The sequence below is a fragment of the Streptomyces sp. NPDC048584 genome, assembly GCF_043199595.1.
In the GTDB taxonomy this organism is placed as follows: Bacteria; Actinomycetota; Actinomycetes; order Streptomycetales; family Streptomycetaceae; genus Streptomyces; species Streptomyces edwardsiae.
Genome location: NZ_JBICWF010000009.1, coordinates 351,859 through 363,827, shown reverse-complemented (window position 1 = coordinate 363,827; position 11,969 = coordinate 351,859). Strand labels below are relative to the sequence as shown.

The window sequence follows — 11,969 nt, the reverse complement described above, 5'->3', positions numbered from 1 at the left end:
ACGGACGCTTCCTTTGTACTCACCCTCTCGGGCTTTCCTCCGGGCGCTTCCCTTCGGTCTTGCGTTTCCGACTCTATCAGATCTTTCCGATCCGACTTCCTCGGTGCTTTCCAGGTTCTCGCTTTCGCGTTTCCCTTTCCGGCGGTTCCGACTGTATCAGATCCTTTCGGGCCTGATTTTCAGTCAGATTGAGTTGCCTTCCCGGCCGTTGGGCCGTTCCGACGAGTGAGACTTTAGCGGATTCCCGGCCCCCGACCTAATCGGGGTCCTGCTCCCTTTCGGGTGCGGATTCCTCATTTCGCGAATACACACGCCAATGACGCGCCTGCAGACAGACTGCTGACGTCGATCAGGAGTGGTACTTGCGGAAAGGCTGTCCGGGGACCGACCGGGGTCGGTGCTCACGTCGGACAACTCGGAGAACAGTACGGATGCCGCCGGGTCGTGTCAACTCGCTGCCTCGTCCACCTCGCCGGGCGTACTGTGGCCCGTATGACCATGCGTACGTACAGCCAGTTCTGGTGGGCCGCCTGACGGCGGCCGCCCTCTACGTACGCAAGCAACGGCCGCCGCCTCGGCGGCCGTTGCTGTTTCTCCCTCCAGGACTCCGAGGGGCGGCCGGCCGGGGACGGCGGCCTCTGACCGGAGACGGAGCTGTGAAGAGATGACACGGGTCTTCAGTGGGATCAAGCCGACCGGGCATCTGACCCTGGGGAACTACCTGGGAGCCATGCGGCAGTGGGCCGCGGTCGACCAGCACCAGGCGGACGCGTTGTTCTGCGTCGTCGATCTGCACGCGCTCACCGTGCACCACGATCCCGCGCGGGTGCGCAGGCTGAGCCGGCAGGCGGCGACGTTGCTGCTGGCGTCCGGGGTGGATCCCGCGCTGTGCACGGTGTTCGTGCAGAGCCATGTGGACGAGCACGCGCGGCTGTCGTATCTGCTGGAGTGCGTGGCCACGGACGGCGAGATGCGTCGGATGATCCAGTACAGGGAGAAGGCCACGCGGGAGCAGCGGCGGGGTGGGAGCGTGCGGCTGTCGCTGCTGACGTATCCGGTGCTGATGGCGGCCGACATCCTGGCGTACGGGACGGACGAGGTGCCGGTCGGGCTCGACCAGACGCAGCATGTGGAGCTGGCGCGGGATCTCGCAGTGCGGTTCAACCAGCGGTACGGGTACACGTTCGTCGTGCCGAAGGCGACGAATCCGTCGGTGGCGGCGCGGGTGATGAATCTGCAGGAGCCCTCGTCGAAGATGGGCAAGAGCGACGACAGCGGGCCGGGCATCGTCTATCTGCTGGACGAGCCGGACGTGGCTCGGAAGAAGGTCATGCGTGCGGTGACCGACAGCGAGCGGGACGTCGTCTACGACCGGGAGGCGCGGCCTGGACTGGCGAATCTGCTGGAGATCCTCGCTGCCTGCTCGGGTGGGAACCCGGAGGCGCTGGCCGGTGTATATGAGTCGTACGGGGATCTGAAGAGGGACACCGCGGAGGCGGTGGTCGAGGTCTTGAGGCCCGTGCGGGAGAGGCACAAGGAGTTGTGCGCTGATCCTGGCTATGTGGAGGAGGTGCTGCGGGATGGTGCGGAGCGGGCGCGGGGCATGGCTCGGCCGACCGTGGATGCCGCGTATCGGGCGATCGGTCTGCTGCCGGCGGGCGCTGATACCGGGTCGCCTGTGCTGAACGCGGCCCGGTAGCAGGCCGGGCGTCAGTCCTTGGTGCCGCTCGCGAGTTCGCGGCTGCGGTCGCGGGCGGCTTCGAGGGCGGCGATGAGGGCGGCTCGTACGCCGTGGTTCTCGAGTTCGCGGATGGCGTTGATGGTGGTGCCTGCGGGAGAGGTCACGTTCTCGCGGAGCTTCACCGGGTGTTCGCCGCTGTCGCGGAGCATGGTCGCGGCGCCGATCGCGGACTGGACGATCAGGTCGTGGGCCTTGTCGCGGGGCAGCCCGAGCAGGATGCCGGCGTCGGTCATGGCTTCGACCAGGTAGAAGAAGTACGCCGGGCCGGAGCCGGAGAGGGCGGTGCAGGCGTCCTGCTGGGACTCGGGGACGCGGAGCGTCTTGCCGACGGCGCCGAAGATCTCCTCGGCGTGGGTGAGGTGGTCGGCGGTGGCGTGACTTCCGGCGGAGATGACCGACATGGCCTCGTCGACGAGGGCGGGGGTGTTGGTCATGACGCGGACGACGGGCGTACCGGCGGCGAGGCGTTCCTCGAAGAAGGAGGTGGGGATGCCCGCGGCGCCGCTGATGATCAGGCGGTCGGCGGGGATGTGGGGGGCGAGTTCGTCGAGGAGGGTGCCCATGTCCTGCGGTTTGACCGTGAGGATCAGGGTGTCCGCGGTCTTTGCGGCTTCCTGGTTGGAGACCGGGGTGACTCCGTGGCGGGTGCGGAGTTCTTCGGCTCGTTCCTGGCGGCGGGTGGTGACGAGAAGGTCGGCGGGGGGCCAGCCGGAGCGGATCATTCCGCTGAGTAGGGCTTCGCCGATCTTGCCGGTGCCGAGGACTGCGACTTTCTGGGTCATGGCTGTGGGTGCCCTCCGGGGGTGCGTCGTCCTGTGGGCATCCTCGCATCCACGGGGCGGGTGGGGCTGGGGCGTCCGGTGGGCGGGATGTCGGTTTTCGGCTCTGCGGGCCTCGTCCTCACGTGCCGGACGGGCTGTTCATGCTGTCCGGCGTTTCAAGGTGGCCGCGCCCAGGGTCAGGACCAGGAGGGCGGTGCCCGTGACGATGGCCGTGTCCTGGATGAAGGCCGCGGTCAGGTCGGTGTGGGTGAGGACCTCGTTCATGCCGTCGACGGCGTAGGACATGGGGAGGACGTTGGAGATCGCCTCCAGGACCGGGTGCATGTTGTCGCGGGGGGTGAAGAGGCCGCAGAGGAGGATCTGGGGGAAGATCACCGCCGGCATGAACTGGACGGCCTGGAATTCGGAGGCCGCGAAGGCGGAGACGAAGAGGCCGAGGGCGGTGCCCAGGAGCGCGTCGAGGAGGGCCACCAGAAGGAGCAGCCAGGGGCTGCCGGTGACTTCGAGGCCCAGGAACCAGACGGCGAGGCCGGTGGCAAGGGCGGACTGGATGATCGCGAGGGTGCCGAAGGCGAGGGCGTAGCCGGCGATGAGGTCGCCCTTGCCGAGGGGCATGGCGAGGAGGCGTTCGAGGGTTCCGGAGGTGCGTTCGCGCAGGGTGGCGATCGAGGTGACCAGGAACATCGTGATCAGCGGGAAGATGCCGAGAAGTGATGCGCCGATGCTGTCGAAGGTGCGGGCGCTGCCGTCGAAGACGTAGCGGAGCAGGAACAGCATCACGCAGGGGATGAGGACCATCAGCGCGATGGTGCGCGGGTCGTGGCGGAGCTGGCGCAGGACCCGGGCGGCGGTGGCGGTGGTGCGGGAGGCGCTGAGGGCGCGGGTGGGCGCGGGGGTGGTCGTGCTCATCGGGTGGTCTCCTTCGTACGGCCTGCCGCGGTCGCTTCGTCGACCAGGTGCAGGAAGGCCGCCTCAACGGTGTCGGCGCCGGTGCGGTCGCGGAGGGCGTCGGGGGTGTCGTCGGCGAGGAGTTCGCCCGCGCGCATGAGCAGCAGGCGGTGGCAGCGTTCGGCCTCGTCCATGACGTGGGAGGAGATCAGGAGGGTGGCGCCGCGTTCGGCGGCGATCGTGTGGAAGAGCTGCCAGAGGTCGCGGCGCAGCACGGGGTCGAGGCCGACGGTGGGTTCGTCGAGGACGAGGAGGTCGGGGGTGCCGAGGAGGGCCACGGCGAGGGAGACGCGGCTGCGTTGTCCGCCGGAGAGGTTGCCGGCGAGGGCGTCGGCGTGGCCGGTGAGGTCGACGTCGGTGATGGCGCGGGTGACGTGTTCGGCGCGGCGGGCCGCGGCGGCTCGGCCGGGGTCGAGGATCGCGGCGAAGTAGTCGAGGTTCTGGCGGACGGTCAGGTCGTCGTAGACCGAGGGTGCCTGGGTGACATAGCCGATGCGGGTGCGCAGGCCGGGGTGGCCCGCGGGGTGGCCGAGGACGTCGAGGGTGCCGGTGACCTTGGCCTGGGTGCCGACGACGGCCCGCATGAGGGTCGACTTGCCGCAGCCGGAGGGGCCGAGGAGGCCGGTGATCTGTCCGTGCGGGACGGAGAAGCCGAGGCCGCGCAGGACGGTGCGGGGGCCTCGGACGACGGTGAGGTCCCGGGCCCGGACGGCCGGTTCCTCCGCGGCCCGGGAGGAGTAATTCATCATGTGATGAATACTCCTCCCGGCCCGCGGGCGGCGTCAAGCCGTCGGCGGCGGGGAGGCGGTCGCGAGGAGGAGGATGACGTCGTAGGTCTCTTCGACGACGCCGTCCGGGAAGACGTCCAGGACGTGCCGTCGCTCCTGGGCGAGGTAGGCCGCGCTGCGTTCCGCGCTTTGGGTCAGGAAGACCGAGTGGCTGCCGAGGTTGGCCAGGTGGGTGTCGAGGGGGACGTGACGGCTCCAGCGCACGACGCGGCGGACGAAGTCGAGGCGGCCGGAGGGGTCGGCGACGCGGGCGTGGATGTTGCGCTTCTCGGCGGAGAGGTCGAGGCCGAAGTGGCGGTCGGCGCGTGCGGACGCCTCCGCGATCCACGGCACGTCGTCCGCCCCGGTGTTCCACCACAGGGCCAGTGCACCGCCCGGCCGCAGGACGCGTACGGCCTCGGGGACGGCCCGGTCCGGGTCGGTCCAGTGCCAGGCCTGGGCGTAGGTGATCAGGTCGGCGCTGTGGCCGGTGAGGGGGAGGGCGTTGCCGTTGCCCCGGACGACCGGCACATCGGGGAGGGTGCGGCGGAACTCGGCCGCCATGCCGTCACCGGGTTCGACGGCGATGACGTCGGCGCCGCGCGCGTGCAGGCGGGAGGTCGCTATGCCCGTACCGGCGCCGACGTCCACGACCCGGGAGCCGGCGAGGGGGCGGCCGGTGAGTTCCTCGATGGTGTCGAAGAGGGCGGGCGGGTAGGAGGGGCGGTGGGCGGCGTACTGGGCGGCTGCCGCGTTGAAGGAGTGGGCGCGGGTGGTGTGCGTGACCTCGTCGGCTGCTCCGGATGTCGTCATACGGCCATGGTGGCCGGGTGACCGGAGCGCCCAGGGGATTTACGGGAGGTCAGGTGCTGCGGCGGCGCTTCTTGGAGGGGTTGCCGGAGCGGCGGGTGGTGCGCTTCTCGTACTCCGCGCGGGCCGTGTCGTACTCCGCGCGGTGCAGTCTCTCGCCCGGGGCCTCGGTGAGGGAGCGGAAGAAGTAGGCGACGAGCGAGCCGATGAAGCCGATCGCCAGGAGGCCGCGGAGCGAGGCCTGGCGTTCCGGGTCGGGGCGGGTGGCGAACGCGGACCAGGTGTGCCGGAAGGCGAGCGCGCTGCAGATCGCGAACATCACAATCATCAGCACCGTGACGAAGCTGCCGATGTCGGCGATCTGGAGTCCCTGGTAGGCGATGCGCAGGACGAAGCAGGCGGCGGCCGCGGCCGCGAGGGAGCCGACGGCCACACCGGCGCGGCGGGCCGCGTAGCCGCCGGTGTGGCCGACCCAGGTGGTGCCGAAGAAGCGGATGGGTTCGGGCTGGGGGCCGGCGGGGGTACCCGGGGAACCCGCGGTGCCGTTCTCTGCGCTCACGCGTCGATTATGGCTCCGCGGGTACCGCCGGGACCGGCCGGGACCGGCGGCACCGGGTTTCCCGGCGCGGCTCGTGGTGCGTCGGGGCCCGTCAGAAGGAGCAGCGCGGGCGGAAGTAGTCGTCGTGGCCGGTGTACACGTACGTGTCCGAGACGAACTCGCCGTTGTCGATGTTGTCCCAGATGCTCGACGTGCCGTACGGGCCCGTCACCCTGGTGCCCGGTGCCTGGCAGAAGATCGGGACCTTCGCGCCCTCGGCCAGGACGCGGACGATGGTGTAGCCGGTGCCGGGACCGCTGCGCACGTTCAGGCGGACGCCCGGGGCGACCGAGTAGTAGCGGGTCGCCGAGACCGCCGTCGTCGTGACGGCCTCCTCCGTGCCGGATTCGACCTCTTCGATGTCTTCGACAGACATGTGAAACTCCCCCCGTTGAACCCCATGACTGCCATGGGGTCACGTTGATTCCCCTGGAACAAGCCATGAAACACGCGTTCACAACTCGCACGCGGAGGCTAGCAAGTCGCCTCGGTCTCGCACGGGTAATCGACTAGGCTCCGTGCGTCGCGCGCGCGGACGAACAGCACGGGGGTGTTCCCATGGCGCCACATCAGGACACCGGGGCGGGTGTGGAGGCGGAACGTCCGGAGTACGCCGGTCACTACCGTCTGGAGTCGCTTCTCGGCTCGGGCGGTATGGGGGTCGTACATCTGGCCCGGAGCACCTCGGGCAAGCAGCTCGCGGTGAAGGTCGTGCACGCCGAGTTCGCCAAGGACCCGGAGTTCCGGGGCCGATTCCGGCAGGAGGTGGGGGCGGCTCGCCGGGTGAGCGGCGCCTTCACCGCGTCGGTCGTCGACGCCGATCCCGAGGCTGCGCGGCCCTGGATGGCCACCCTGTTCGTTCCCGGTCCGACCCTCGCCGACCATGTGAAGCGGAACGGTCCCATGGCGCCGGCCGAAGTGCGCCGGCTGATGGCGGGGCTGGCCGAGGCGCTGCGCGACATTCACCGGGTCGGGGTCGTGCACCGGGATCTGAAGCCGAGCAACGTTTTGCTCGCCGAGGACGGGCCCAAGGTCATCGACTTCGGCATCTCCCGGCCGAAGGACAGCGAACTGCGGACCGAGACCGGCAAGTTGATCGGTACGCCGCCGTTCATGGCGCCCGAGCAGTTCCGCCGGCCGCGGGAGGTCGGGCCCGCCGCCGACATCTTCGCGCTGGGGTCCGTGCTGGTGCACGCGGCGACCGGACGCGGGCCGTTCGACTCGGACAGTCCGTACGTGGTCGCCTACCAGGTCGTCCACGACGAACCCGACCTGACCGGTGTGCCGGAGGGCCTGGCGCCGCTCATCGTGCGCTGCCTGGCCAAGGAGCCGGAGGACCGGCCCACTCCGGACGAGCTGATGCGGGAACTGCGCTCGGTGGCTGCCTCGTACGACACTCAGGTGTTCATACCGGCGCAGCGCGCGGGAGATCAGCCGGAGCCGGAGCCGCGGGTCGGCGTTGCCGACGAGCCGGTCCGGACCGGGCGTCCCGGAGGCAGGCGGGTCGTCTTCGGCCTCGGGGCTCTCGGGGTCGCGGTGCTCGCCGCGCTGGCGACCGTTCAGCTGACCGGCGGAGAGAGCGTCCCGCCGAAGGACGACACGCCGCGGACCACGTCGGCCGCCTTCCGCGCGTGGGCCGCACCGGGGCCCGGGAACGGCATGCCCCGGTGTTCCTACGGGGCGGGGCAGTTGCTCTGTGCGCGGGCCGGGCAGGTCTTCGCGCTCGATCCGTCCGACGGCCGTCTGCGGTGGCGGCACGCCGTCGCCTCCGCCGACGGGAGCGGGACGCCGGCCGTGGTGGGCGGGCTGGTGCTGTCGCCGCCCACGCGGGACGGGCACGTGGAGGCGCTCGATCCCGGCTCCGGGGCAACGCGCTGGAAGCGGGACGTTCCCGCGCACGGCGGGCTCGCGTCCGCCGGGGACACCCTGCTGCTGACCGGGGCCGACGGCACGGTCACCGCGGTGGACGGCGCCACGGGCGGGACGCGGTGGAGCCATCGTGTCCCCGGCCACGGGGCGCCGCGCCTCGTCTCCTTCGCCGGGGATCCGCTGGCGTACGCGACGAGCCCGTCCGACGACGGGTCGCGCACGCGTGTCACCGCCGTCGATCCGGTCAGCGGGGACGTGCGGTGGGACGCCCGGCTCGAAGGGGAGCTGGAACCCGTCGGCACGCACGGCGGAACGGTCCTCCTCACCTCCTCCGACCGCGTCTACGGCGATACGGACGCCGTGATCGGCTACACCCCGGAGACGGGAGCGACGCGCCGGGTCGCGCTCTCCGCAGCGCTGGAGCAGGCCCAGGGCACCGTCCACGGCGGGGTTGTCCACCTCATGGGGACGGGCGGCACCCTCACCGCCGTGGACCTTGAGGCGGATGAGCAGCTGTGGAGCCTGGAAACGGGCCTCACGCGCGGCTCCGCACCCGTCTCCGACGGCCGCCATGTGTATCTCACCGCGCCCGACGGGCGGTTGCTCGCGGTGGACGCGAAGTCGGGGCGGCTGGCCGGGCAGACGCCGTCGCGGCTCGGCGAGGCCGGTACGGTGGCCGCCGCGCTGCCGGCGCCGGTGGTGGCGGACGGGCGGGTCTACGCGTCCGCGCCCGACGGAACCGTGTTCGCCGCTGACGGACAAAACCCCGGGACCTGGTGACGGCGGAGGCCGCCCCGCGCGATGCGCAGACGTGGAAACCCGACCGCCGCGCTGCCGACGCCCGTCCAGGGCGGCCGCACGCACCCCGACACCCGATGACCGCGAAACCGCCCCGCGCGATGCGCACGCGTGGGATGCACGGCGGAGGCCGCCTCCGCGTGGCGCGGGAGCGGCCTCCGTACGGTCCGGCGGGGTCTCAGCCCAGCTTGCTCACGTCCCGCACCGCGCCCTTGTCCGCGCTCGTCGCCATCGCCGCGTACGCCTTCAGGGCCGCCGAGACCTTGCGCTCGCGGTTCTTCGGGGCGTACCGCCCGTCGAGGGCCTGCTCGCGGCGGGCCAGCTCGGCCTCGTCGACCAGCAGCTCGATCGCGCGGTTCGGGATGTCGATGCGGATACGGTCGCCGTCCTCGACCAGGGCGATGGTGCCGCCGGCCGCGGCCTCCGGGGAGGCGTGGCCGATGGACAGACCGGACGTGCCGCCGGAGAAGCGGCCGTCGGTGATCAGGGCGCAGGCCTTACCGAGGCCGCGGCCCTTCAGATACGACGTCGGGTAGAGCATCTCCTGCATGCCGGGACCGCCCTTGGGGCCCTCGTAGCGGATGACGACGACGTCGCCCTCCTTCACCTGCTGGGTGAGGATCTTCTCCACGGCCTCGTCCTGCGACTCGCAGACGACCGCCGGGCCCTCGAAGGTCCAGATGGACTCGTCGACGCCTGCCGTCTTCACCACACAGCCGTCGACGGCGAGGTTGCCGCGCAGGACCGCCAGGCCGCCGTCCTTGGAGTAGGCGTGCTCGGCGGAGCGGATGCAGCCGCCCTCGGCGTCGTCGTCGAGGGTGTCCCAGCGCTCGGACTGGGAGAAGGCCTCGGCGGAGCGCACGCAGCCGGGGGCCGCGTGCCACAGCTCGACAGCCTCCGCGGACGGGGAGCCGCCGCGCACGTCCCAGGTCTTCAGCCAGTCGGCCAGGGAGGGGCTGTGGACGGAGTGGACGTCCTCGTTGAGCAGGCCCGCGCGGTGCAGTTCGCCGAGCAGGGCGGGGATGCCGCCCGCGCGGTGCACGTCCTCCATGTAGTACGTGCGGTCCTTGGCAACGTTGGGCGCGACCTTGGCCAGGCAGGGGACGCTGCGCGAGAGGGCGTCCATCTCGGCGAGGCCGTACGAGACCTCGGCCTCTTGGGCGGCGGCCAGCAGGTGCAGGATCGTGTTGGTGGAGCCGCCCATCGCGATGTCCAGCGCCATGGCGTTGCCGAAGGCCGCGGGGGTGGCGATGCTGCGGGGCAGGACCGAGTCATCGTCCTGTTCGTAGTAGCGGCGGGTCAGGTCGAGGACCGTGCGGGCGGCGTTCTCGTAGAGCGCCTTGCGGGCGGTGTGGGTGGCGAGGACCGAGCCGTTGCCGGGCAGGGAGAGTCCGATCGCCTCGGTCAGGCAGTTCATCGAGTTGGCGGTGAACATGCCGGAGCAGGAGCCGCAGGTGGGACAGGCGTTCTCCTCGATACGGAGGATGTCCGCGTCGGAGATCTTCTCGTTGACCGCTTCCGACATCGCGTCGACCAGGTCCAGCGTGCGGACCGTGCCGTCGACCAGGGTGGCCCGGCCGGACTCCATCGGGCCGCCGGAGACGAACACCGTGGGGATGTTCAGCCGCAGGGCCGCGTTGAGCATGCCCGGGGTGATCTTGTCGCAGTTGGAGATGCAGATCAGGGCGTCCGCGCGGTGCGCCTCGACCATGTACTCCACGCTGTCCGCGATCAGGTCGCGGGAGGGCAGGGAGTACAGCATGCCGCCGTGGCCCATCGCGATGCCGTCGTCGACGGCGATGGTGTTGAACTCGCGCGGGATGCCGCCGGCCGCGGTGACCGCCTCGCTGACGATCCGGCCGACCGGGGCCAGGTGGGTGTGGCCGGGGACGAACTCGGTGAAACTGTTGGCGACCGCGATGATCGGCTTGCGGCCGATGTCCGCACCCGGTACACCGGAGGCGCGCATAAGGGCGCGGGCGCCCGCCATGTTGCGGCCGTGGGTGACTGTGCGGGACCTCAGCTCGGGCATCGTCGCTCGCTCCTTCGGAGAGTAATGACTGCCGTCGAGCGTACGCCGGTCATCCAGAGGGCGGGACAGGGTGTCCGGAATGCGGGACGCATGTCTCAGCCGCCGATGGTGGTTCAGGGGCCGGTGAGGTGCCTCTGCACCACGGGCGCCACTCGTCCGATGATCAGCTCGGGGTCCGCCGACGCCAGCGGCTCCACCTTGATCACGTAGCGGATCATCGCGATCCCGACCATCTGGGCGGCGGCGAGCTCCACGCGGAGCTCGGCGTCCGGGGCGTCGAGCTGTCCGGCGATCCGGCGCAGCAGCTGACTGGCGACCAGACGGCGGAAGACACCGGCCGCGATCTCGTTGTTCACGGCGGAGCGGACGATCGCGAGCAGCGGGGCCCGGGTGACGGGGCTCTCCCAGAGCCCGAAGATCATCCGTGTCATCCGCTCGCCCACCTCGTCGAGCGGTCCTTCGAGCACCGTGCTCCGCGCGGTGAGCACCGGCGCGAAGGCGACCTCGACGGCGGCCTCGAAGACCTGCTCCTTGGTGCCGAAGTAGTGGTGCACCAGAGCGGAGTCGACACCGGCCGCCTTGGCGATACCCCGGACGGACGTCTTCTCGTAGCCGCGCTGTGCGAACTCCTCACGCGCGGTGTCGAGAATGCGCTCCCGGGTGCCGGCCGATTCCGTACGGGGCGGGCGGCCTCGGCGGCGGGCCGTGCCATTGCCCCGCGCGGGGGCGCCGGAGGCGTCCGGGCCGTCGCTCGCGGTGCGGCCGGTCATCCGCGCGGCACCTCGATCGCGGAGGAGGACAGGTGCAGGCGCGTGAACGCCAGCGCCTCGGCGAGGTCGGCCTCGCGCTCCGCGGCCGACATGGCCCGGCGGGTGTTGACCTCGATGACGACATGGCCGTCGAAGCCACGCGCGGCGAGCCCTTCCAGCACCTCGGCGCAGGGCTGGTCGCCGCGGCCCGGCACCAGGTGCTCGTCCTTGGCGGAGCCCTTGCCGTCGGCGAGGTGGACGTGCCCCAGGCGGTCGCCCATGCGGTCGATCATGCGCAGGGCGTCGGTGCGGGCGGTCGAGGCGTGGCTGAGGTCGATCGTGAAGTGGCGGTAGTCCTCTTTGGTGACGTCCCAGTCGGGGGCGTACGCGAGCATCTCGCGGTCGCGGTAGCGCCAGGGGTACATGTTCTCCACGGCGAACCGCACGTCCGTCTCGCCGGCCATCCGCCAGATGCCGTCCACGAAACCGCGGGCGTACTGCCGCTGCCAGCGGAAGGGGGGATGGACGACGACCGTGCCGGCGCCGAGCTTCTCCGCGGCGGCCTGGGCCCGCTGGAGCTTGGTCCAGGGGTCGGTGGACCACACGCGCTGCGTGATGAGCAGGCAGGGCGCGTGGACGGCCAGGATGGGGATGCGGTGGTAGTCGCTGAGTCTGCGCAGCGCCTCGATGTCCTGGCTGACCGGGTCGGTCCACACCATGACCTCGACGCCGTCGTAGCCGAGGCGCGCGGCGATCTCGAAGGCCGTCGCCGTCGACTCCGGGTAGACGGAGGCCGTCGACAGGGCGACCTTCGCATCCGGGATGCGGACTACGTCCCTTGCTTCTGCCACGAGCCTCAGGTTACGGGGTGGGGT

The 11,969-nt window shown here is 71.1% G+C and carries 11 protein-coding genes; 2 read left to right on the top strand and 9 right to left on the bottom strand.

The genetic code is table 11. The features are described 5' to 3' along the window. Window positions 1–664 precede the first annotated feature (664 nt). Entirely contained in the window at window positions 665–1,699 is a 1,035-nt protein-coding gene (gene trpS / locus ACGFR9_RS22115; protein ID WP_393211236.1) for a tryptophan--tRNA ligase, read from the top strand. 11 nt (window positions 1,700–1,710) lie between these two features. Here the strand turns inward: trpS and proC are convergent, their stop codons facing one another. The 6 genes from proC to ACGFR9_RS22085 form a co-directional block, all read right to left on the bottom strand. Then, complete coding sequence (proC, locus tag ACGFR9_RS22110) at window positions 1,711–2,523, bottom strand: pyrroline-5-carboxylate reductase (protein WP_311642909.1); 813 nt, start codon at window positions 2,521–2,523, stop codon at window positions 1,711–1,713. Window positions 2,524–2,661: 138 nt separating this feature from the next. After that, the gene (locus ACGFR9_RS22105) at window positions 2,662–3,432 is read right to left on the bottom strand and encodes an ABC transporter permease (protein ID WP_393211233.1); all 771 of its coding nucleotides are present in this window, start codon (window positions 3,430–3,432) and stop codon (window positions 2,662–2,664) included. Then, entirely contained in the window at window positions 3,429–4,220 is a 792-nt protein-coding gene (locus ACGFR9_RS22100; RefSeq protein WP_393211230.1) for an ABC transporter ATP-binding protein, read from the bottom strand. The genes ACGFR9_RS22105 and ACGFR9_RS22100 overlap by 4 nt, the downstream gene beginning before the upstream one ends. A 33-nt stretch (window positions 4,221–4,253) precedes the next feature. Next, window positions 4,254–5,051: a class I SAM-dependent methyltransferase gene (locus ACGFR9_RS22095; protein ID WP_393211227.1), complete on the bottom strand. Its 798-nt coding sequence runs from the start codon at window positions 5,049–5,051 to the stop codon at window positions 4,254–4,256. A gap of 49 nt (window positions 5,052–5,100) precedes the next feature. Then, the gene (locus tag ACGFR9_RS22090) at window positions 5,101–5,607 is read right to left on the bottom strand and encodes an EamA/RhaT family transporter (protein WP_393211224.1); all 507 of its coding nucleotides are present in this window, start codon (window positions 5,605–5,607) and stop codon (window positions 5,101–5,103) included. A 91-nt stretch (window positions 5,608–5,698) separates the two neighbouring features. Next, entirely contained in the window at window positions 5,699–6,022 is a 324-nt protein-coding gene (locus ACGFR9_RS22085) for an SH3 domain-containing protein (protein ID WP_393211222.1), read from the bottom strand. A gap of 182 nt (window positions 6,023–6,204) precedes the next feature. On the opposite strand from ACGFR9_RS22085, the gene ACGFR9_RS22080 reads away from it, so the two are divergent. Continuing rightward, window positions 6,205–8,295: a serine/threonine-protein kinase gene (locus ACGFR9_RS22080; protein WP_393211220.1), complete on the top strand. Its 2,091-nt coding sequence runs from the start codon at window positions 6,205–6,207 to the stop codon at window positions 8,293–8,295. Window positions 8,296–8,491: 196 nt separating this feature from the next. Here the strand turns inward: ACGFR9_RS22080 and ilvD are convergent, their stop codons facing one another. The 3 genes from ilvD to ACGFR9_RS22065 form a co-directional block, all read right to left on the bottom strand. Beyond that, complete coding sequence (gene ilvD, locus ACGFR9_RS22075; protein ID WP_393211218.1) at window positions 8,492–10,345, bottom strand: dihydroxy-acid dehydratase; 1,854 nt, start codon at window positions 10,343–10,345, stop codon at window positions 8,492–8,494. Window positions 10,346–10,458: 113 nt separating this feature from the next. Further along, a complete protein-coding gene (locus tag ACGFR9_RS22070) occupies window positions 10,459–11,115 on the bottom strand; it encodes a TetR family transcriptional regulator (RefSeq protein WP_393211216.1) in 657 nt (218 codons plus the stop codon). After that, a complete protein-coding gene (locus ACGFR9_RS22065) occupies window positions 11,112–11,945 on the bottom strand; it encodes a sugar phosphate isomerase/epimerase family protein (protein WP_393211213.1) in 834 nt (277 codons plus the stop codon). Before ACGFR9_RS22065 ends, ACGFR9_RS22070 begins: the two co-directional genes overlap by 4 nt. Window positions 11,946–11,969: the final 24 nt, after the last annotated feature.